Annotated in this window: 18 protein-coding genes and 1 tRNA gene; 10 read left to right on the top strand and 9 right to left on the bottom strand. The window is 57.3% G+C overall.

Going from position 1 to position 23050, the window contains the following annotated elements:
* The first annotated feature begins 15 nt into the window (after nt 1-15).
* From accB to FZF01_RS11435, 9 genes are all read left to right on the top strand, one after another.
* Complete coding sequence (gene accB, locus FZF01_RS11475; protein ID WP_150278320.1) at nt 16-474, top strand: acetyl-CoA carboxylase biotin carboxyl carrier protein; 459 nt, start codon at nt 16-18, stop codon at nt 472-474.
* 19 nt (nt 475-493) lie between these two features.
* Complete coding sequence (gene accC, locus FZF01_RS11470; protein ID WP_150278319.1) at nt 494-1834, top strand: acetyl-CoA carboxylase biotin carboxylase subunit; 1341 nt, start codon at nt 494-496, stop codon at nt 1832-1834.
* A gap of 117 nt (nt 1835-1951) precedes the next feature.
* Nucleotides 1952-2839, top strand: a complete 888-nt coding sequence (gene prmA, locus FZF01_RS11465; protein ID WP_150278318.1) for a 50S ribosomal protein L11 methyltransferase — start codon at nt 1952-1954, stop codon at nt 2837-2839.
* Between the two features lie 61 nt (nt 2840-2900).
* Nucleotides 2901-4229: a zinc-ribbon and DUF3426 domain-containing protein gene (locus FZF01_RS11460; protein WP_150278317.1), complete on the top strand. Its 1329-nt coding sequence runs from the start codon at nt 2901-2903 to the stop codon at nt 4227-4229.
* Between the two features lie 166 nt (nt 4230-4395).
* The gene (gene dusB / locus FZF01_RS11455) at nt 4396-5394 is read left to right on the top strand and encodes a tRNA dihydrouridine synthase DusB (RefSeq protein WP_150278316.1); all 999 of its coding nucleotides are present in this window, start codon (nt 4396-4398) and stop codon (nt 5392-5394) included.
* Nucleotides 5391-5717: a DNA-binding transcriptional regulator Fis gene (gene fis / locus FZF01_RS11450; protein WP_223825487.1), complete on the top strand. Its 327-nt coding sequence runs from the start codon at nt 5391-5393 to the stop codon at nt 5715-5717. The genes dusB and fis overlap by 4 nt, the downstream gene beginning before the upstream one ends.
* An 87-nt stretch (nt 5718-5804) precedes the next feature.
* Nucleotides 5805-7412: a bifunctional phosphoribosylaminoimidazolecarboxamide formyltransferase/IMP cyclohydrolase gene (purH, locus tag FZF01_RS11445; RefSeq protein ID WP_150278315.1), complete on the top strand. Its 1608-nt coding sequence runs from the start codon at nt 5805-5807 to the stop codon at nt 7410-7412.
* A gap of 102 nt (nt 7413-7514) precedes the next feature.
* Complete coding sequence (purD, locus tag FZF01_RS11440; RefSeq protein WP_150278314.1) at nt 7515-8804, top strand: phosphoribosylamine--glycine ligase; 1290 nt, start codon at nt 7515-7517, stop codon at nt 8802-8804.
* A gap of 165 nt (nt 8805-8969) precedes the next feature.
* Nucleotides 8970-11717 carry a response regulator gene (locus FZF01_RS11435; RefSeq protein WP_150278313.1) on the top strand — a complete coding sequence of 916 codons (2748 nt, stop codon included), beginning with the start codon at nt 8970-8972 and terminating at the stop codon, nt 11715-11717.
* Nucleotides 11718-11740: 23 nt separating this feature from the next.
* On the opposite strand, the gene FZF01_RS11430 is transcribed toward FZF01_RS11435, so the two are convergent.
* The 8 genes from FZF01_RS11430 to rnr form a co-directional block, all read right to left on the bottom strand.
* Nucleotides 11741-13978, bottom strand: coding sequence for a YgiQ family radical SAM protein (locus FZF01_RS11430; RefSeq protein WP_150278511.1), 2238 nt, complete (start codon nt 13976-13978; stop codon nt 11741-11743).
* A gap of 14 nt (nt 13979-13992) precedes the next feature.
* Nucleotides 13993-15384 (bottom strand): replicative DNA helicase, encoded by a 1392-nt coding sequence (dnaB, locus tag FZF01_RS11425; protein WP_150278510.1) that lies wholly within the window; start codon nt 15382-15384, stop codon nt 13993-13995.
* A gap of 201 nt (nt 15385-15585) precedes the next feature.
* Nucleotides 15586-16032, bottom strand: coding sequence for a 50S ribosomal protein L9 (gene rplI / locus FZF01_RS11420; RefSeq protein WP_150278312.1), 447 nt, complete (start codon nt 16030-16032; stop codon nt 15586-15588).
* An 18-nt stretch (nt 16033-16050) separates the two neighbouring features.
* The gene (locus FZF01_RS11415) at nt 16051-16950 is read right to left on the bottom strand and encodes a YybS family protein (protein WP_150278311.1); all 900 of its coding nucleotides are present in this window, start codon (nt 16948-16950) and stop codon (nt 16051-16053) included.
* 42 nt (nt 16951-16992) lie between these two features.
* On the bottom strand, nt 16993-17223 hold the full coding sequence (rpsR, locus tag FZF01_RS11410) for a 30S ribosomal protein S18 (protein ID WP_150278310.1): 231 nt from the start codon (nt 17221-17223) through the stop codon (nt 16993-16995).
* A gap of 41 nt (nt 17224-17264) precedes the next feature.
* On the bottom strand, nt 17265-17693 hold the full coding sequence (rpsF, locus tag FZF01_RS11405; protein ID WP_150278309.1) for a 30S ribosomal protein S6: 429 nt from the start codon (nt 17691-17693) through the stop codon (nt 17265-17267).
* A 279-nt stretch (nt 17694-17972) separates the two neighbouring features.
* A complete protein-coding gene (gene rlmB / locus FZF01_RS11400) occupies nt 17973-18710 on the bottom strand; it encodes a 23S rRNA (guanosine(2251)-2'-O)-methyltransferase RlmB (protein WP_150278308.1) in 738 nt (245 codons plus the stop codon).
* Nucleotides 18711-18729: 19 nt separating this feature from the next.
* Nucleotides 18730-21276: a ribonuclease R gene (gene rnr, locus FZF01_RS11395; protein WP_150278307.1), complete on the bottom strand. Its 2547-nt coding sequence runs from the start codon at nt 21274-21276 to the stop codon at nt 18730-18732.
* Between the two features lie 176 nt (nt 21277-21452).
* Between rnr and FZF01_RS11390 the strand changes: the two genes are divergently transcribed.
* Nucleotides 21453-21539, top strand: a tRNA-Leu gene (locus FZF01_RS11390).
* A 194-nt stretch (nt 21540-21733) separates the two neighbouring features.
* On the opposite strand, the gene FZF01_RS11385 is transcribed toward FZF01_RS11390, so the two are convergent.
* On the bottom strand, nt 21734-23029 hold the full coding sequence (locus FZF01_RS11385; protein WP_150278306.1) for an adenylosuccinate synthase: 1296 nt from the start codon (nt 23027-23029) through the stop codon (nt 21734-21736).
* Between the last annotated feature and the right edge of the window lie 21 nt (nt 23030-23050).

Below are 23050 nucleotides of genomic sequence, written 5' to 3'. Positions count from 1 at the left end.
GGAGTGCAAGCACCAATGGATATCCGCAAAGTAAAAAAACTGATCGAGCTTCTGGAAGAATCCGGTATCGACGAACTGGAAATACATGAAGGCGAAGAATCGGTAAGGATCAGCCGCCACAGCAAGCAAGTAGCTCAGCCACAATATTACCCGCAGCCAGCTCCGGCCCCTGCCGCCGCGCCCGCCGCGGCGCCAACTGCGCCCGCCTCATTGGTTGAAACCCCTGCAGCAGAGCCAGCTGGCCACCTGGTACGCTCGCCCATGGTGGGCACCTTCTACCGCTCGCCGTCTCCGGCTGCTGGCTCCTTTGTCGAGGTTGGCCATACCGTGAAGGCTGGCGATGTATTGTGCATCGTCGAAGCGATGAAGATGATGAACCATATCGAAGCTGACAAGAGCGGCGTGGTTCAGGCCATCCTGGCCGATAACGGCCAGCCGGTGGAATTCGATCAACCCCTGTTCAGCATCGCCTGAGCCCGGCCCGGAGCCTCCGATGCAAAAAGTACTGATAGCCAACCGCGGTGAAATTGCATTGCGCGTTATTCGCGCCTGCAAGGAGCTGGGGTTGAAGACCGTAGCCGTGCACTCGACGGCCGACCGTGAACTCATGCACCTGGCCCTCGCCGACGAAACCGTCTGTATTGGGCCGGCCAATGCCACTGAATCCTACCTGAACATCCCCGCGATCATCAGCGCGGCCGAAGTGACGGGTGCCGACGGTATCCATCCGGGCTACGGGTTCCTCGCAGAAAACGCCGATTTTGCCGAACAGATCGAGAATTCCGGCTTCACCTTTATCGGCCCCAGCGCGGAAGTGATTCGCCTGATGGGCGACAAGGTCTCGGCAATTGCTGCCATGGTAGCTGCTGGCGTGCCTACTGTTCCTGGTTCCGACGGCCCCTTGCCGGAAGACGAGGCAGAATGCCTGAGCATCGGTCGGCGCGTGGGCTACCCGGTGATCATCAAGGCCTCCGGTGGTGGTGGTGGACGGGGCATGCGCGTCGTTCATGACGAAGCCGAATTGATAAAATCAATTGCCCTGACCCGGACCGAAGCGGGCGCCGCTTTCGGTAATCCGGTTGTGTATCTGGAGAAATTCCTGACCAACCCGCGCCACGTCGAGGTTCAGATTCTCTCCGACGGCCAGGGCCACGCAGTGCATCTGGGCGATCGTGACTGCTCCCTGCAGCGCCGTCACCAGAAGATTATCGAGGAGGCGCCAGCCCCCGGTATCGACGAAGAAGCGCGGGCCATGGTCCAGGCCCGTTGCGTCAAGGCCTGTATTGACCTGGGTTACCGCGGTGCCGGCACCTTCGAGTTTCTCTACGAAAACGGCGAGTTCTTCTTTATCGAGATGAACACCCGGGTTCAGGTCGAGCACCCTGTTTCCGAGATGGTCACTGGTATCGACATCGTCAAGGAGCAGATCCTGGTCGCCTCTGGGCAGCCCTTGAGTATTACCCAGGAGGACGTGGTCATTCGCGGGCACTCCATAGAATGCCGTATCAATGCCGAAGATCCCAAAACCTTCATGCCCAGCCCTGGCACTGTGACCTTCTTCCACGCTCCCGGTGGCAACGGGGTTCGAGTTGACTCGCACCTTTACAGTGGCTACAAAGTGCCACCCAACTACGACTCGCTGGTGGGCAAGCTGATTACCTATGGCGCCACCCGTGACGAAGCATTGGCACGAATGCGCAATGCGCTGGACGAACTGGTGGTGGATGGGATCAAAACCAATACCCCGCTGCACCGTGAACTGGTGCGTGACGAGGGCTTCTGCAAGGGTGGTGTCAATATTCACTATCTCGAGCACAAGCTGGGTATAAAGTAAGCCTTGGCTGCAAGCTGCAAGAGTATGATCCTTGCCCCCGGGAGCAGCCAGTCTGCTCCCGGGTTATTTTTGCTCATTCAAGCCCGCCCCAGATATCCAGCTCCCGAAGGAAATTTCATGCCCTGGTTACAACTCCGTCTTGCCATCAGTCCCGAACAGGCCGATCCGCTGGAAGATCAGTTGCTGGCACTTGGCGCGGTGTCGGTAACGTTCATGGATGCCGAGGACCAGCCCATCTTCGAACCGGACCTGGGCACCACCCCGCTCTGGTCGCACACTCACCTGTTGGCGCTTTTCGAGTCTGACACCGATCGCGACGCCCTGCTGGCCTCCCTGCAAAGCCTGTGGCAGGGCGGGCTGCCGGAGCACGAGATAGAAGAAATAGCTGATCAGGACTGGGAACGCAGCTGGATGGAGCACTTTCATCCCATGCGCTTTGGTCAGCGCTTATGGATAGTGCCCAGCTGGCATGCTGCTCCGGAACCGGATGCAGTCAATCTTCTGCTTGACCCAGGCCTGGCCTTCGGCACCGGCACCCACCCTACCACTGCGCTTTGTCTGGAATGGCTGGATAGCCAACGGCTGGAGGAAAAGCAATTGATCGACTTCGGCTGCGGTTCTGGCATCCTGGCCATCGCGGCGCTGCTGCTGGGAGCAAAAAAAGCGACAGGCACTGACATCGACGTACAGGCACTCGAAGCGTCACGCGATAACGCCCAACGCAACCAGATTGTGGACGAGCGATTTGCCCTTTACCTGCCCGAAAATATGCCGCAGCAACCAGCCGATGTATTGGTAGCCAACATCCTTGCTGGGCCACTGGTTCAACTGGCGCCGCAACTGGCCCAGCTAGTAAAGCCCGGCGGATTGATCGCGCTGTCCGGCATTCTTGCCGAGCAGAGCGAGGACATACTTGCCGCCTACCGGGATGATTTCGAACTCGATCCGGTTGCCAATCGTGACGGCTGGATTCGTGTCAGCGGAAAACGCCGCTTGGCGACCTGATCGGGTTCACGGCACAATGCCATTTCGGCTTTCACGACGCTAAAGGATCTCCAGTTACCCCATGAGCGAACTGCTGGTAGCGCAATGCCCTTTTTGTCAAACGCGTTTCCGGCTGTCTCAGGAGCACCTGCAGGCAGCGGCTGGCAGTGTGCGTTGCGGTGCCTGCCTGAAAGTATTCAACGCTAACCTGACCATCAAGGCAGACCCGCAGCCCACTGTCACCCCACTTGCCGCCTCCGCGCCAGCTCATAAGCCAGTCAAATCTGATGAGCGCCGCGATACCCTGATGATCCATGACGATATGGATCTGGACGATCTGGAGCTTGATCTCGAGGCCTTGGGGCTTGACGAGTCCATTCTGGATGAAATCAACCCGACCGGTCGTTCGACGGACTCCACGCCCGAACATTCCCCTGATCAAGCCGAGTTGCGACTCACTCCAGAACCCGATATCGAAGAGGCGCCGGAGCCTGATTCTGACAGCCTTTTTGTCGAGCAGGACGATGAGCCGGGGCCCTGGGACTTGCTCGACGACCCTGAACACACCGGGATAAATTCGTCATCACAAGCGTCGCCAGAGCGGGAGCTTGCAGATAGCGAAGAGCTCGATCTGCATGACGACTTTATATCGACGCCCACCGCCCGGGATTTCGAACTACCCTCAGCCTCTTCCGAGGGCGCCAACAGGATCCTGGTTCCAGGACCTGAACGGGCAGCGGAAGACCGGGGTATCTTTCTGCGGGACCGCCCAGCCGGCCCCTCCTCAGAATTCCTGCAGGCAGATGTTCACGAAGCCGAGCAGGAAACCGATGAACCTGATGATCGCCGCGAGCCCGAACTGGGCAAGCTGATTGATCTGCCTGACCTGGTTGATGAGCCCCTTCAGTTGTACTCCCAGCCAGGCTCCAGGCGCAGCAGGTACAGATCGCTCTGGGTCGCCCTGAGCCTGCTCGCCATGCTTGGCCTGCCGGCACAGGCGCTGTATTACAACTTCAGTACGCTGGCCCACGGAGAAAAAACCCGTCCCTACCTGGAGCAGTTCTGCCTACTGACTGGGTGCGAACTGCCGGCACGCGTCGATATATCCCTGATCCGCAGCAGCAATCTGATGGTCCGACCTCACGCCGAATATCCGCGGGCGCTGGCGATTGATGTCATCGTCTACAACAGGGCTGATTTTGCCCAGCCATTCCCAGTCCTGCGTATGACGTTCAACAATACGCGTGGCGAAGAAGTCCTCAGCAAACAGTTCAGGCCTGATGAGTACCTGGGAGGCGAGCTTGCGGGAGTCACACTGATGCCGCCGCAGACCCCGGTTCACGTGGCGCTCGACATGCTTGATCCCGGGCCAGAGGCCGCCGGCTACCAGCTGGATTTTCTCAGTCCCTGAACCGGTCGGCGGATCTGTTCAAATTTCATCCAGTCCAGTCTTTATATGGTCACCCGGAGCGGGTATGATTAGCGCCCTTTTTGCGCAAATATAACGCCGACAACAGATGACTTCCCGCAAGGGCGTTGCTTGTCGGGCCCGTCACTGATGAGTCGATATTGCAGGGATGAACCAGTCTGTGATCCGTATCGGACCCTACCAGCTCGCCAACCAGGTCATACTCGCGCCGATGGCGGGTGTGACCGACCTCCCCTTCCGGCAGCTCTGCCGGAAGCTCGGAGCAGGGCTGGTAGTGTCCGAGATGGTCACCAGTGATGTACGTTTGTGGAACAGTCGCAAATCCCGTAACCGGCTTGATCACAGCGGTGAAGATGAGCCACGCTCCGTACAGATCGCCGGTAGCGAACCGCTGATGATGGCTGAGGCAGCGCGAATGAACCAGCAACTTGGCGCCCAGATAATCGACATCAACATGGGCTGTCCAGCCAAGAAGGTCTGCAACAAGGCGGCCGGCTCCGCATTGATGCGGGATGAAAAGCTTGTCGCCGAGATACTCGAAGCTGTAGTCGAGGCCGTGGATATGCCGGTCACGCTGAAGATTCGTACCGGCTGGTGCACACAATCGCGCAACGGATTGAACATTGCACGGATAGCCGAAGAATCGGGCATCCAGGCCCTGGCGGTGCACGGTCGCACGCGCAACCAGCTCTATACCGGCTGCGCCGAATACGACACCATCGCAGCGATCAAGCAGCAGGCCGGCATACCGATCTTCGCCAATGGCGATATCGACTCCCCACAGAAGGCGTTGCAGGTTTTGCGTCACACTGGGGCGGACGCTGTGATGATAGGTCGTGCAGCACAGGGGCGCCCATGGATCTTCAAGGAGATATCACACTTTCTCGAGTACGATGAGCTGTTACCCCCGCCGCCCCTGGAATGGCAACGGCAAACCCTGCTGGAACACCTGGAAGCGCTGCATCAGTTTTATGGCGACCACCAGGGCGTACGAATTGCACGCAAACATGTGGGCTGGTACCTGCAGACACTGCCCGGAGCCGACGAATTCAGACGCGGGTTCAACCGGGTCGAATGTCCTGCGCAGCAGCATCAGAGCATACAGATCTTTTTTACCCGCCTGCTGGAAGGAGACCTTGCGGCATGAGCCTATTGAACGCATCAGTGATGACTGGACCTGACACCGTGAGCGACGTACCCCAAGACACACCCTTTATCGAACCCGACAAGCTCAGCCAAAGCAGTCGCACACTGCGCAACAGCGTTGAACAGGCCTTGAAGAACTATTTCGAGCACCTGGATGGCCAGGACGTGACCGATGTTTACAACATGGTACTGTGCGAGGTCGAAGCCCCTCTCCTTGAGAGCGTGATGGAACATGTGAAGGGCAACCAGACACGCGCCTCCGAAATTCTGGGCCTCAATCGGGGCACACTGCGCAAGAAGCTGAAGCAATACGGGCTTCTCTGAAACACCGTAAGACTGCTGCAAGGGTTTACTGTTCGGAGCTCAAACGCGACCGACGACTATTCTCAATTGACCATAACTGGATACCCCATGACTGACCAAACCACCCGCCTGCCGATTCGTCGCGCGCTCGTCAGCGTGTCCGACAAGACCGGAATCGTCGAATTCGCCCGCGAGCTGAGCGCTCAGGGTGTGGAGATCCTGTCCACCGGTGGCACTTTCAAGCTCCTTCGCGAGCAGGGCCTGGCCGCAGTGGAAGTTGCTGACTACACAGGCTTCCCGGAAATGATGGATGGGCGCGTGAAAACCTTGCACCCGAAGATTCACGGCGGGATTCTTGGCCGTCGTGACATCGACGGCGAGGTGATGCAGCAGCATGGCATCCAGCCCATCGACATGGTAGTGGTCAACCTCTACCCTTTTGCCGCTACCGTTGCCAACACCGACTGCACCCTACCCGACGCCATCGAGAATATCGACATTGGCGGGCCTACAATGGTCCGGTCAGCGGCAAAGAACCACAAGGATGTTGCGATTGTGGTGAATGCAGGCGACTACGCTGGCATCATCGAGGCGTTGAAAGCCGGCGGCCTGACCTATGCCCAGCGCTTCGATCTGGCACTTAAGGCCTTCGAACATACCGCAGCCTACGACGGCATGATCGCCAATTATCTGGGTACCATTGACCGTCAGTCCGACACACTCAGCACCGAAAACCGTTCCGCGTTTCCACGCACCTTCAATAGCCAGTTCATCAAGACGCAGGACATGCGTTACGGTGAAAATCCACACCAGGCAGCCGCTTTCTACCGCGAGGCTAACCCAGCCGATGCGTCCATCGCGACGGCCGTGCAGCTGCAGGGCAAGGCACTGTCCTACAACAACGTGGCAGATACCGACGCTGCGCTGGAGTGCGTGAAAAGCTTCACCAAACCGGCCTGTGTCATCGTCAAGCATGCCAACCCCTGCGGCGTGGCCGTGGTGCCTGATGCCGAAGGTGGTATTCGCCAGGCTTACGAGCTGGCTTACGCTACCGATTCCGAATCAGCCTTCGGCGGCATTATCGCGTTCAACCGGGAGCTGGATGCTGAGACTGCCCAGGCGATTGTCGAGCGCCAATTCGTCGAGGTCATTATCGCGCCCCGCATCAGTGCCGGCGCCCGTCAAGTGGTCAGTGCGAAGACCAACGTGCGTCTGCTCGAGTGCGGTGAATGGAACGCGCAACCCACCGCTGACTGGGATTTCAAGCGCGTCAATGGCGGTTTGCTGGTACAGAGCCGTGATATCGGCATGATCACCGCAGCTGACCTCAAGGTAGTGACCAAACGCGCGCCCACCGAGCAGGAAATCAATGATCTGGTCTTTGCCTGGAAGGTTGCCAAATTCGTCAAGTCCAACGCTATTGTCTATGCCAGTCAGCGCCAGACGGTGGGCATCGGTGCCGGGCAGATGAGCCGAGTGAACTCCGCGCGCATCGCGGCGATCAAGGCCGAACATGCCGGCTTGCAGGTAACGGGCGCCGTGATGGCGTCAGATGCGTTCTTCCCGTTCCGTGACGGCATCGATAATGCTGCCGCAAACGGCATCAGCGCAGTGATTCAGCCCGGCGGGTCGATGCGCGACGCCGAAGTGATTGCTGCCGCCGACGAGGCCGGCATGGCCATGGTATTTACCGGCATGCGGCATTTCAGACATTAATAACGAGCCGCAAGCCTCCAGCGGCAAGCCACAAGCCAGGATCTCCGTTTCTGCTTGTAGCTTGTAGCTTGCAGCTTGCCGCTCTCTCCAAGGGAGAGACTCATGAACATCCTAATTATCGGTAGTGGCGGACGTGAACACGCATTGGCCTGGAAAGTGGCCCAGGATCCGCGTGTGGAGACCGTGTACGTGGCGCCAGGTAACGCCGGCACAGCCACCGAAGCAAAGTGCGAGAACGTCGCCATTGATGTTCTGGAGCTTGATCGGCTTGCCGACTTCGCCGCGCAAAACGTGCAACTCACCATCGTCGGTCCTGAAGCGCCACTGGTGGCCGGCGTGGTCGACCTGTTTCGCGAGCGCGGTCTAAAGTGTTTCGGGCCTACCACAGGGGCAGCTCAGCTCGAGGGCTCAAAGGCCTTTACCAAGGATTTCCTGGCGAGGCATCGGATCCCTACAGCCGAGTACGCCAATTTCACCGATGTCGAAGCAGCCATGGAGTACCTGCACCGCAAGGGTGCCCCTATCGTGATCAAGGCTGACGGACTGGCTGCAGGCAAAGGCGTCATTGTGGCGATGACGCTGACTGAAGCGGAAGACGCCGTGCGTGACATGCTGTCGGGTAACGCCTTTGGCGAAGCCGGCTCACGAGTGGTAATCGAAGATTTTCTGGAAGGAGAAGAAGCCAGTTTTATTGTCATGGTGGATGGCGAGCATGTTCTGCCAATGGCAACCAGCCAGGACCATAAACGTGTCGGCAATGGCGACACTGGTCCGAATACCGGCGGCATGGGGGCTTATTCACCCGCTCCGGTAGTCACTCCCAGTGTGCACCAGCGGGTGATGGATGAGGTTATCTGGCCCACTGTCCGTGGCATGGCTGCGGAGGGCAATGTATATACCGGATTTCTGTATGCCGGCTTGATGATTGACCCGGCGGGCACGCCACGGGTTATCGAATTCAATTGCCGTTTTGGCGATCCCGAGACCCAACCCATCATGCTTCGCTTGCAGTCGAGCCTGGTTGATCTGACGGAAGCCGCGCTGGCTGGTCGCCTCAACGAGACAGAAGCAAACTGGGACCCCCGACCCAGTCTCGGAGTGGTGCTGGCAGCAGGCGGTTATCCGGGGGATTACACCAAGGGCGCGGTTATAAGCGGCCTGGATGCGTCGAATAGCCCAGATGGGAAGATATTTCACGCAGGTACAACCCTTGTCGGAGATCAGATCGTTACCAGTGGTGGCAGGGTGCTGTGCGCTACCGCTCTGGGTGCAACCGTGGAGCAAGCGCAAAAAAATGCCTACCTCCTGGCTGAAAAACCCGGCTGGGAAGGCAGTTTCTATCGCACTGATATTGGCTACCGGGCAATAGCAAGAGAGCAGCAGGAGAGCTGAGGTCCATTCCGTGGGAGAGCCTCCCGCTTACCATAGGTGGCCGCCGTCACGATGCGGCAGAGGCGCAGCTGAAGATCCCGTTCCGGGAGGTCAGGCCTTGAGCTATAATGGCCATTCGCAGAGACAATCTGCCTTTCGCTTGCCTATGGACAGGATGCCATCAATTTGAAGCAGACGAGCTGGTTTCTCGCCGTTCTCGCAGCGCTGGTCCTGGCCATGGCCGGGTGGGTCGCCGCGACCGAAACCAAAGACCCTGTTTACAGCACTTTTGTCGACACGAGTGGCCAACTGACGCTCAAGGATGTCGCGTCAGCGCGCTACATACACCGGTTTGCACCACGTGCGCCCGGGCCTCTGCAGGTACCCGGAGACGGTGCATTGTGGATACAGATCTCCCTGCAGGGTGGGATTGACCAGCAGCTACTGCTGGAAAACCCCCTGTTATCGCGAGCCGAGCTCTTTCTCTTACGCAATGACAACCTTATCGAGGAATATCTGGCAGGGGCCAGCATCCCTGAGTCTTCGGGTAACCTGCCACATCCAGGTTTCGCTTTCCTTCTGGGCACCAGCGAAGGCGCCGGGTATCACGCCTACCTCAGATTGCAAAACGACTTCCCACTCACCACAGTGGTGCAAGTATCCAGCGTCAGGGATGCGGCAACCCGACAGAGTGCCAGCCAGGCACTCCAGGGCATATTGATCGGACTGCTGCTCGCGCTGGCAGTCCATGGTCTGCTGCACGGCGTTGTGAGTCGCGATCCTTTTCATCTTTTACTCGCCCTGGCTGCCCTGACGCTAGGTGCCAGTGCACTGAGCGGAATCAGCTGGATAGTGGAAGCGTTACCCGGGCTACGCGGACACAGCGCAGGTGTTCTGCAACTCGTCAGCTACCCGATCATGGCATTGATCCTTCTGAGTCTACTGCCACGTGAGAGCCTGCATGCCAAGGGCAGCGTACCCCAGAGCCTGGCGCTGGTCTCTTCGATAATGGGTCTTGTCATACTGATCGCTGCTCTCGACGTCAGCTTGCTGAACATCGCCACAACTGTTCTAAGGCTCACCCTACCGCTATTGGCGGCCATATTGATGCTGTTTCTCTGGCTGCGCCATCAGCCAGTGGATAAGGCATTCGTGGTCTCCATATTCTTTATGCTTGGCAGCTTTGTTGCAGAGTACCGACCTTCCGCACATCCCTTTGGCGATGCCTTCGTCATTCTGTTGCTCTGGCTCGCATTGGTCAGCTATGCATGGGGCTTGCACAAACGCCTGCAGCGGCGCTTAGCCCGACAATCCGGCCACCGGCAGTCAAGTGATGCGTATCAGGCAGAGCGACGAACCAAAGCAGAATTTCTGGCACGTATAAGTCACGAGATCCGCACACCGATGAATGGCGTTCTCGGCATGTCCGAGCTGCTACTGGATACGGCACTGTCAGCGAAGCAGCGCGATTATGTGCAAACAATCCACGGATCGGGCAGCGACTTGCTGTATCTCATAAACGAGATTCTGGATATATCGCGCCTGGAGTCAGGCGAAATGATTCTTGAATCAGTCCGCTTCGACCTTCACGGCCTGATCAATGACTGCCTGGAAACGGTCCGCAGCCGCGCAGGTAACCAGAACATCGAGCTCATCAGTTATGTTCATCCAGAGGTACCTCGCAGCATTGAGGGCGACCCCACCCGACTCAGACAAGTACTTACCAACCTGCTTAACAACTCATTACGCTTCACCGTTGAAGGCGAGATACTCCTGGTAGTTCGTCTTGATACGGAAGAGCAAGGCTCCCTGCTGCGCTTCGCTGTGCAGGATACCGGAAACGCGATGCCCGACCAGGCGCGCGAGTCCCTGTTGAAGACATCCATGGACACCGTTCGCTTGCTTGAGCAAACCGATCAGTCAGGGCATATGGGACTGCTCATCGCCAACCAGCTGGTCCGTATGATGGGGGGCAAGATCGGTATTAAATATGCGTCCGAGCAAGGCAACTCAATATGGTTCTCACTGGATGTGGATGCCCAGACCTCTGATGACTCGGCTGAATCGCCCGCGGAGGGGCATCCTCTGGAAAACAGGCGTACCTTGATTGTCGACGACAATGCCACATGTCGTAAGGTTTTGCAGAATCAGTGCAGCGCCTGGGGCATGCACGTCGAAACACTAGGCGGCGGCAAAGAAGCACTCGCCCTGCTCCGTACCCAAGCTCACCTTGGCAACCCATTCGAGATCCTGTTGGTAGATCAGGCCATGCCAGGCATGAGTGGGCTGGAGCTGGCCAGTAGAATCAAGGATGACCCGGCCATACGCAACAGCCTACTGATCATAATGCTCACCGGCGTTAGTCATGCGCCAAGCCGAGTGATCTCCAGAGCTGCCGGGGTTCGCCGCATACTGAGCAAACCAGTGGCAGGTTACACCTTGCGAGCCACTCTAGTGGAGGAATGGCAGCAGCATCTCGCTACGCTAAATCGCATAAATGCAGCGGTCCCGGAAAGTGCGGCAGAAAGCTCTCTTGGGGATTTCAGGGTACTGGTCGCCGAAGACAATGCCATCTCGACCAAGGTGATCCGAGGCATGCTTGCCAAACTGGGGCTTCAGGCGACGGCCGTTCAAAACGGTCATGAAGCGGTAGAAGCTGTCAAGGCAGGGCACTATGACCTGGTGTTGATGGATTGTGAAATGCCTGAACTGGACGGCTTTGCAGCCGCAAAACGCATCCGCGAGTGGGAAAAAATCGGGGGCAGGCAACCGGTGCCGATCATAGCCTTGACGGCACACATTCTCCCGGAGCACCGCGAGCGCTCGCGTCGCGCGGGTATGAATGCGCACATGGCCAAGCCCGTGGAGCTCACGCAGTTGCGTGAACAAGTCGATTACTGGGTGGGCCGCAAGCAGGAAAACAAGACGTCCTGACTGCCTGAAAGCCCACCCGTTCCTCACGACCTGCGGGCTGACGCTCTGGGTGCTGATTTGCCGCTCTTTTTACCTGCAGGCTTCTTGCGTGCGCCGCTATCGCGTGGCGGCAAACCATTATGTTGAGTCAGTATCACGCCTGGCTTGGCCTTGCTGCCCGCCGCCGTGGAGTTCTTTCGCCTTGCGCTGGCATAACCTTCAACAGCGGGTTGGAACGTCGGAATAAGTTGCTGCTTGCTGTTACCAATCAGGTCTGCTCGACCCATTTCCTTCAGAGCTTCGCGCAGCAACGGCCAGTTTTTCGGATCGTGATAACGCAGAAAAGCCTTGTGCAAACGCCGCTGACGTTCACCCTTGACGCTCTCTACCCCATCACTCTTGTAGGTCACCCTGCGTAGCGGATTCTTGCCCGAGTGATACATGGCAGTAGCCGTAGCCATGGGTGACGGATAGAAGGCCTGCACCTGGTCAGCCCGAAAATCATTGGTCTTGAGCCACAGCGCCAGATTCATCATGTCCTCGTCCGAGGTACCCGGATGCGCGGCAATGAAGTACGGAATCAGGTACTGCTTCTTACCGGCTTCTTTGGTGTATTTCTCGAACAGGCGCTTGAAGGTGTCATATGTCCCGATGCCGGGCTTCATCATACGGCTTAGCGGCCCCTGCTCGGTATGCTCAGGCGCAATCTTCAGATACCCGCCAACGTGGTGCGTGACCAGCTCCTTGACATACTCTGGGGATTCCACAGCGAGGTCATAACGCAAGCCTGAGGCAATCAGAACCTTCTTCACACCCGGCAATTCCCGCGCCTTGCGGTAGAGACCGATCAGGGACGAGTGATCGGTATTCAGGTTCTCGCAGATACCCGGATAGACACAGGACGGTTTACGGCAGGCGGCCTCGATCTCGGGGCTCTTGCAGGCAATCCGATACATGTTGGCAGTCGGCCCGCCCAGATCGGAGATCACCCCGGTAAAGCCCGGCACCTTGTCCCGTATCTCTTCGATCTCACGGATGATCGAGTCGTGGGAGCGGTTCTGGATAATCCTTCCTTCGTGTTCGGTAATCGAGCAGAAGGTACAGCCGCCAAAACAACCGCGCATGATATTCACCGAAAAACGGATCATCTCGTAGGCAGGTATCTTCGCATCGCCATAGGCCGGGTGCGGGACACGGGCATAGGGCAACCCGAATACGTAGTCCATTTCCTCGGTCGTCAGCGGGATCGGCGGTGGGTTGAACCACACATCCTTTTCGCCGTGACGCTGTACCAGGGCTCGCGCGTTGCCGGGATTGGTTTCCAGGTGCAGCACGCGGTTGGCGTGGGCATAAAGCACCGGATCACTTTTGACTTTCTCGAAGGACGGCAACCGAATAACCGTTCTGTCGCGTTCCAGGCGCGGATGCGGCAGCAGTTGCACGACCTGCACCCCGTCCTCCGTGGCCTCGGCGCCCTCCTCACCCGGCCCCTTGGCCTGCTCGACCGCACAGGCGCTGGTGTCCTGGGTATTCACATAAGGGTTGATGATCTTGTCAACCTTGCCGGGTCGGTCAATTCGTGTCGAGTCCAGCTCAAACCAGCCCTGTGGGGTGTCGCGGCGCATGAAAGCGGTGCCACGTATATCGGTTATCGTCTGAATGTCTTCGCCGCGGCTGAGGCGCTGGGCAATTTCGACTACCGCTCGCTCAGCGTTGCCATAAAGCAGAATATCGGCCTTGGCGTCGAGCAGCAGAGAGTGCCGAACCTTGTCCTGCCAGTAATCGTAGTGCGCTATACGACGCAGGGAAGCCTCAATACCGCCCAATACTACGGGCACGTCCTTGAAGGCCTCACGACAGCGTTGGCTATACACCAGACTGGCTCTGTCAGGCCGGCTGCCAGCCTTGCCACCAGGCGTATAGGCGTCATCCGAACGGATCTTGCGATCAGCGGTATAACGGTTGATCATCGAGTCCATATTGCCTGCCGCCACGCCAAAGAACAGGTTTGGCTTGCCCAGCGTGGTGAACGCGTCCTTACTTTGCCAGTCAGGCTGACTGATGATGCCGACACGAAACCCCTGGGCTTCAAGCAGACGACCAATAATCGCCATGCCGAATGACGGGTGGTCCACATAGGCATCGCCGGTCACGATGATGATGTCGCAGCTGTCCCACCCGAGCAGGTCCATCTCGTCACGGCTCATGGGCAAGAAAGGCGCCGCACCGAAACATTCGGCCCAGTACTTGGGATAGTCGAACAACTGCCTGGCGGCCGGCATACTAAGGGACATGATTACTCCATATCGCCGTACCCGGCATAGGAGCCAGGTGCGAGATTTTCGAAACGGGTGAATTTGCCCAGAAAGGCCAACCGGATGTTACCGATTGGGCCATTCCGCTGCTTGCCGATAATGATTTCGGCGATACCCTGATCCTGAGTATCCGGATGATAAACCTCATCCCGGTAGACGAACATGATAACGTCTGCGTCCTGCTCGATCGCCCCGGATTCACGCAAATCAGAGTTGATTGGTCGCTTGTTCGGGCGTTGCTCAAGCGAACGGTTAAGCTGCGACAGCGCAACTACCGGCGCATTGAATTCCTTGGCCAGGGCTTTCAGCGAGCGCGAGATTTCGGAAATCTCGTTAGTTCGATTCTCCGAGCTACCACCAATCTGCATCAACTGCAGATAATCGATCATGATCATGCCGATCTCGCCATGCTCGCGCACCACCCGGCGCGCCCTGGCACGCATTTCCATCGGCGACAGACCAGCAGTGTCATCAATGAACAACTTGCGGTCATTGAGCAGATTTACCGCTGAGGTCAGACGTGGCCAATCGTCGTCATCCAGACGGCCCGCTCGAACCTTGCTCTGGTCGATTCGACCCAGGGACGACAACATACGCATTACCAGCGAATCCCCAGGCATTTCCAGGGAGAAAACCAATACCGCCTTGTCGTAACGCAGTACCACGTTCTCGACCAGATTCATCGCAAAGGTTGTTTTACCCATCGAAGGACGACCGGCAATAATTACCAGGTCCGCTGGCTGCAATCCTGAGGTCATCTCGTCCAGATCGGCGAAACCGGTGGAGAGACCGGTGATCGCGCCATCGCTATTGAACAGCGTATCGATCCGGTCGATGGCTTTGGTAAGCAGGTTGTTGACCGACTCGGGGCCACCGGTTTTAGGACGGCTCTCGGCAATGGCAAATATCTGTCTTTCAGCTTCATCCAGGATCGCATTCGCTTGCTTGCCCTTGGGATTGAACGCACTGTCGGCAATATCCGAGCTGGTGCTGATCAATTTGCGCAGGGTGGAGCGCTCGCGGATGATGTGAGTGTAGGCACTGATATTGGCAACCGACGGTGTATTTTTCGCCAGCTGCCCCAGATAGGCCAGCCCGCCGACCTGATCGATCAGACCTTCTCGGTCTAGCTCCTCGGCCAGGGTTACCACATCGAAGGGCTGATTCCGCGAGGCCAGACTGGCCAGGGCACGAAAAATCAGTCGATGGTCGTGTCGGTAGAAATCAGCCTCACTGAGCAGCTCCACAACCCGTTCCCAAGTTGTGTTCTCCAGCATGACGCCGCCCAGCACTGCCTGCTCGGCTTCGATCGAGTGCGGGGGGATCTTCAGCGACGAGGCCTGCAGATCAAGTTCCGTGTTGTCGGTGTACATAGGTTCGCTCATCGGCACAGGCCCGGTACTTGCTCACTACTCGATCCAAACGCCCCGAAGCAGAAATAATCGGGACACAAAAACAGCAACACGGCGCCTGTCGAGGACAGGCGCCGTGTTGGACAGTCTAACCTTAAAGACCGTGGAACTCACCCTGCAACGCGGATCGCGCTTGAGGACCAGAAACCAGGGTCAGTCGGATTAACCGTTGACTACAACCAGTTTAACGCTGGCTTCTACGTCTGTGTGCAGGTGCAACGCTATGTCGTACTCACCGACGTTGCGCAGCGGGCCTTCAGGCAAACGCACTTCACTTTTCTCGATCTCGACACCCACTGCAGTCACCGCGTCAGCGATGTCACGGGTACCAATGGAACCGAACAGCTTGCCTTCTTCACCGGCGTTGGCTGCGATGGTCACAGTCAGATCAACCAGCTTGGCAGCACGTGCTTCGGCTTCACCCTTCTTCTCGTCAGCAATGCGCTCAAGCTCAGCGCGACGTGCTTCAAAGGCTTCCAGATTGGATGCAGTAGCCGGGGTTGCCTTGCCGAAAGGCAGCAAGAAATTGCGTGCATAACCGGCGCTCACAGCAACCTTGTCACCAAGGCCACCCAGATTCGCGATCTTTTCGAGCAGGATAACTTCCATAGCAATAACCTCTAGTATTCAGTCTTGGCCGTTCGGATCGTCATCGTCACGGGGGCCCTGGGCCGGCGCAAGACGGGAACGAAAGTCGAACAGGCTATCAATAAAAGCCAACAACATAATCAGGGGGTACACAAACTGGGCCGCCAGCACAAATACCACATAGAGCATGACCAGCCATACGGCCCCAAGCTTCTTGATCCCGACAGAGCCGTGAATCAGCGCAAGGCCCGCCAGCATGAGCGGCAAACTGGTAATGGGTGCCAGTAACGCCACCTGACCGAACTGCGGCCCAAAAAGCGTTACCAGTAACAAAGCGCCCGCGATGACCGGCGATAACCTCAACCGATGAAACTCCTCGCGGAATCCACCGGGATTATATAACCGGGCCTGCCACGAGCGGCCTACCATGACACTCACCAACACCATTAATGTGTGCACCGCACCCATCAGGCCAGCAAGCACCGGCACCAGAAGCGCCTCGATGCGAGCCATACCAGCCTCGTCGACCGCCCCACCCATATCAGCCAGCAGCTGAGGGAGGCGCTCCTGAATCTGTGCGGCCAAAGCCAACAAGGGCTCGTTCAACACAGTCAGCAAAAGCAGAGCGTAGCCCAGGCCCAGTGGAACTGATGCCAGCAATACTGATGTCCAGTCACTGCGGCTGTGCAGCAAGGTTGCCAAAGCCACACTGCCACCAATGACCAGCAGCGGCGTAATATCACCCACCCAGGCCCAGGCGATAGCCGGCAAAATACCCCAGGCCAGAACCGGGACCGCCTCGCTCAAGCCGCGCCTTAGCACGACTAGGGCGAGGGCAGCGGCGCTGACCCAGAACAACAGCGGTATGGCAGCGGAGATGGCTACTACCAGAGTAGCCTCCTTGCGCCCCCGCATGATGTATTCAGCCAACCCACGCATGCCGGTCAGATATCCCTGATTACGTACGTAATAAATTACCTATCAACGACCATGACTGTCGGTGAAGGGCAGCAGAGCCAGATAACGGGCACGCTTGATAGCGACACCCAGCTGACGCTGGTAACGAGCCTTGGTACCGGTAATACGGCTAGGTACGATCTTGCCGGTCTCGGTAACGTAGGCCTTCAAAGTGTTGAGATCCTTGTAATCGATCTCTTTAACGCCTTCAGCGGTAAAACGGCAGAACTTTCTGCGGCGGAAAAAACGTGCCATGGCAGCGTCTCCTTTAATACTGGAAATGGGACCGGGTTGACTTACTCGTCGTCGCCGTCGTTATCGTTGTCGTTCGAGCTATCATTGTCAGAATCGCTGTCGTCACCTTCGGTGCGCTCGCGACGCTCACGACGCTCGCCACGACCGGTATCTTCGGGCTTGAGCATGTCGGACTGTTCGGTGATAGCTTCGTCACGACGAATGACCATGTTACGGATAACGGCGTCGTTGTAACGGAAGTTCTCGGTCAGCTCTTCCAGTGCCTTGGCGCTGCACTCGACGTTGATCATGATGTAGTGGGCTTTATGGATCTTGTCGATCGGGTAAGCCAGTTGACGGCGACCCCAATCTTCCAGACGGTGAATCTTGCCGCCGTCTTCTTCAATGAGCTTGGTGTAGCGCTCGATCATGCCGCCGACCTGTTCGCTCTGATCCGGATGAACCAGGAATACGATTTCGTAATGACGCATTAGTGCTCCTTACGGGTTGTAGCCAGCCACCCAACATGGTCTGGCAAGGAGTAGAACTCTAGTTTGGGGCGCACATTCTATGGGAGTGGTGGTGAAGAGGCAAGCCTTATAGCTTTGGGCCGCAAGCCGCAAGCTACAAGCGGCAAGCGGCAAGCGGCAAGCGGCAAGCAGAGTGAAGTCGCTTTGAGCTTTGAGCTTTGAGCTTTGAGCTTTGAGCTTTGAGCTTTGAGCTTGTAGCTTGTAGCTTGAAGCTTGAAGCTTGCGGCTTGCGGCTTGCGGCTAGCTTCTCTGCCGCACCGCTTCAAACAGACAGATCCCACTTGCGACCGATACGTTCAGACTGGATACCGAACCGGCCATCGGGAGCTTGGCCAGGTAATCACAGTGTTCGCGGGTGAGTCGGCGCATGCCACTGCCTTCAGCACCCATCACGATCACGCTGGGCACTTTGAGATCGACCTGGTAGATCAGCTGTTCAGCTTCACCGGCAGTACCCATTACCCACAGCCCTCGCTGCTGCAGCTGCTTGAGCGTGCGGGCGAGATTGGTAACAGCAACCAGGGGTACCGTCTCGGCTGCGCCACAGGCGACCTTGCGCACAACCGGGGTGAGACTAGCCGAGCGATCACGGGGAATGATCACTGCATGGGCACCGGCAGCATCAGCGCTGCGCAGGCAGGCACCCAGATTATGCGGATCCGTTACTCCATCAAGAACCAGTAACAGGGCCGGAGTATCAAGCCCATCGAGGAGCCGATCAAGCATCTCCTCAGACCACATCTGGCTGGGCGACACCTGAGCAATAGCGCCCTGGTGAACGCCCTCGACCAGCTTATCCATGTCTTCGGGTGCCAGACGCTGAATATTGACCCCGATGTTTTCGGCCAGATCGGAGAGCGTTTGGGCCCGCCCATCTAGTCGACCACGGGTCAGAATCAACCCCTTTACGCGCTTGGGCGAACGCTCGAGCATCGCCTGAACGGCGTGCACGCCAAATACATATTCACTATCACTCATGTCTGCACATTCACCCGGCTCAGGTCTTGCGTTTGCGCGGAGCTCGGGGCGCACGTGGAGCACGCGGTCCGGAACCGGTAGAGGTTTTCTCAGCCGGCTTTTTACCGGCTGGAGCCTTGGCAGCGCCCTTTGATCGCGGCGCCCGGCCCTGTTTGGCTGCACCCGCTCCGGCCTTTTTCGAGCCCTCGATCAGACTCTTGCGAGCCGCCCGACTGGCCTCAACATCCGTTCGTTGGTTTTCCGGCTGACTCTTGTCCATCTCGAAATCAATCTTGCGTTCATCAAGATCAACACGGGCGATAACGACGCGAACGGTGTCTCCCAGACGGAAGCTTCTGCCTGAGCGCTCGCCAACCAGTCGGTGATGAACCTGATCAAAGTTGTAGTAATCAGCGGGCAGCGCTGTGATATGTACCAGGCCTTCGATATAGATATCTTTCAGCTCGATAAACAGACCAAACCCTGTAACTGAAGTGACCAGCCCATCGAAGCTCTCGCCCACCCGATCCTGCATGAACTCGCACTTGAGCCAGCTGACCACATCACGCGTTGCTTCATCGGCGCGCCGCTCGTTCTGCGAGCACTGCTCACCGAGACGCTCTAGGGCCGGCATATCGTAAGGATAGAGGGCTGCTTTCGGGATGGTCCCGGCACCGGCACGCTTGACTAGATCAGTCTTGCGGCGCGAGCGGATCACGCTTCGAATGGCACGATGCGTCAAAAGGTCGGGATAGCGACGAATTGGCGAGGTAAAGTGCGTATAAGCTTCGTAATTCAAGCCAAAGTGGCCGGCATTATGCGGGCTGTAAACCGCCTGACTGAGAGAGCGCAACATCACTGTCTGAATCAACTGAGCATCCGGGCGCCCCTGGACCTTACGCAGAACCTCGGCGTAATCCTCTGGTGTCGGGTCGCCCTTTTTGCGTGTCAGTGACAGACCCAGCGCATTGAGGAACTCGCGGAGACGCTCAACTTTCTCGGGCTTTGGACCGTCATGCACGCGATATAAGCCGGGCAGCTCGAGGTCTCCAAGAAAACGCGCAGTGGCTACGTTGGCCGCCAGCATGCACTCCTCGACAATCTTGTGTGCGTCATTGCGGGTAGTGGGACGAATTTCAGCTATCTTGCGGTTCTCACCAAAGACAATCCGAGTTTCCGTGGTCTCGAAGTCGATTGCACCTCGACCCTGGCGCGCCTTCGCCAAAGCCTTGTAAAGCTCATAGAGATCCTTGACTGCAGGAAGAACCTCGGCGTATTGCTTGGACAGCGCCATGCCTTCCTGACTGCGGGGATGCTCGAGCATGTTCGAGACCTGGGTATAAGTCAGGCGCGCATGGGAGTGAATCACGCCTTCACAGAACTCGTAGGAAGTCAGCTCACCACTTTTGGAGATCGTCATCTCGCACACCAGCGCTAGACGATCAACCCGCGGCATCAATGAGCAGAGGCCGTTAGAGATCGCCTCAGGCAACATAGGCACCACTTCGCTTGGGAAGTAAACCGATGTACCGCGCAGCTCCGCTTCCTCGTCCAGTGCCGAGCCTACTGGCACATAATGGGAAACATCAGCAATGGCGACATACAACTTCCAGCCGCCCGCGAACAACCTCCAACCACTGGCTTTCTGAGGCTCGCAATAGAGTGCGTCGTCAAAATCCCGGGCATCTTCACCGTCGATCGTAACCAACGGCAAATGGCGCAGATCAACGCGCTTGAGTTTGTCTTTTTCCTCGACCTGGTCCTTAAGCTTGCTCGCCTCGTCGAGAACGGCCTGCGGCCACACGCTAGGAATGTCGTAGCTGCGCAAGGCAACTTCAATCTCGACACCCGGAGCCATGTAGTCACCGACTACCTCGACTACTTCACCCTGGGCCTGGCGGTGAATATTCGGCCACTGGGTTATCTTTACCTCGACATACTGACCGGGCTCGGCACCATGCTCGCAACCAGGCTGGATCAGTACCTCATGATTGATCTTGGCATTATCGGCGGCAACATAAGCGATCCCGTTCTCACGATAATAGCGACCGACCAGTACCTCATGGGCCCGTTCAAGCACTTCTACAATCGTGCCCTCACTGCGACCACGGCGGTCAACGCCGGTAACCCGGCCAAGGACCTTGTCACCATCAAACACCAGACGCATCTGCGCAGGGCTAAGGAAAAGGTCGTCGCCGCCGGCTTCTGGTACCAGGAAGCCGAAGCCGTCGCGATGGCCTTGTACGCGGCCCTTGATAAGATCCAGCTTGTCTACCGGTGCGTAGGCGCCGCGGCGGGTGTATATCAACTGACCATCACGTTCCATCGCACGAAGCCGGCGCCGCAGGGCTTCGATTCCCTCTTCACCGGAAATACCCAGTTCGTCCTGGAGTTGCGCGCGGGTAGCAGGCGCACCACGGTCTTCGAGCAGTTTGAGAATAAGCTCGCGACTGGGAATGGGGTTCTCGTATTTCTGGGCTTCGCGTGTCGCTTCTGGATCTATTGCGGTCCAGTCGACTGATGATGCGGAAGTACGTTCGGAGTTGCTCGGCAGGGCCGAGTCTTTTGATATTGATTTTTTCGTCATAGTCTTCTATTGAACCGCGAATTGGCTTTTCATGCACCTGTTTCCGGCAAATACGGATTTATTTTTACCGGGGGGTTTACAAGCACATGGCCGCTACGTATTATTCGCGCCGTCAACACAACAACGGTTGCAACGCGAAACGCCTGTTTCAGCATAGCATCCAGATTGACTGAAATGCCCAGGTGGTGAAATTGGTAGACACGCCAGCTTCAGGTGCTGGTGGCCGCAAGGCCGTGGAAGTTCGAGTCTTCTCCTGGGCACCATCTTTTCTACTGCTGATACTTGCATCGGCAGCTTCGCTTGAAAATCCATAGTTTTTTCAACGGCAAAGCCCGATGGCGAAGCTATAGTTCTCCAAATAGTCATTATTTCACAACAGTATTTCTGGTTACTCTTCTGTTTTGTTTGTGGACACAAAAAAGGCGCCTGTTTGGGCGCCTTTTTGGTTCAGGCATGATCAGTCCTGAAATATCTTACGCAGAATGACCGTTTCGTTCCGATCTGGCCCTGTAGATATGATATCAACCGGCGCAGCTACCAGCTCTTCAATCCGACGGATGTAGGCGCGGGCATTTTCCGGGAGCTGCTCAAGCGTTTGAGCGCCCAGAGTCGACTCGCTCCAACCAGGCATCTCTTCGTAAACAGGATCAAGACCCAGATAGCTGTCAGCATCGCTTGGCACCTCTATCACCGCACCCGCCTCGTTGCGGTAACCGATACAAATGCGGATAACATCCAGACCGTCCAGCACGTCCAGCTTGGTCAGGCAGAGACCACTGATGCTATTGACCTCCATGGCGCGGCGCAAAATAACAGCATCGAACCAGCCACAGCGACGCGCCCGGCCGGTGGTAGAGCCAAACTCGTGCCCACGTTCAGCAAGGCGTGCACCCACGTCATCAAACAACTCGGTAGGGAAAGGTCCCGAGCCGACCCGGGTGGTGTAAGCCTTGGTGATACCCAGAACATAATCCAGATACAGCGGACCGAAACCAGATCCGGTCGCCGTGCCACCAGCTGTCGTATTGGAGCTGGTCACATAGGGATAAGTACCGTGGTCGATATCCAACAATGAGCCCTGGGCGCCCTCAAACATGATATTGGCACCTTCGCGGCGCAGTTCATGCAACCTGGCAGTGACATCCGTCATCAACGGACGCAACCACTCGGCATAGCCCATCGCTTCGTCCAGAGTTTTCTGGAAGTCGACAGGCTCCACCTTGTAATAATGCTCCAGGGAGAAGTTATGATATTCCAGCACTTCAGCCAATTTGATGGCAAAGCGCTCGGGATTGAACAGGTCTGCTACGCGCAAGCCCCGCCTGGAAACCTTATCCTCGTAGGCCGGACCGATACCCCGGCCTGTTGTGCCAATCTTGGCCTCTCCCCGGGCTTTTTCACGAGCCTGATCCAGCGCCACGTGATAAGGCAGAATCAACGGACAGGCGGGACTGATACGCAGTCGCTCGCGAACCGGCACACCCTTGGCTTCCAGCTCTTTGAGCTCTTTCATTAGAGCTTCCGGAGAAAGAACCACGCCATTACCAATAAAACACGTGACGTTCTCGCGCAGAATACCTGAGGGGATCAGGTGCAATACGGTTTTCTCACCATCAATAACCAGGGTGTGGCCAGCGTTGTGCCCCCCCTGATAGCGGACAACGGCAGCGACCTGATCAGTCAACAAATCCACGATCTTGCCTTTGCCTTCATCGCCCCACTGTGTACCGAGGATGACTACATTCTTGCCCATTTCAGCTCTCGCCTCATTCGA

The sequence above is a fragment of the Halopseudomonas salina genome (genome assembly GCF_008641105.1).
Note: the sequence above shows the minus strand (reverse complement) of the source record. Positions and strands in the feature narration are given on the sequence as shown.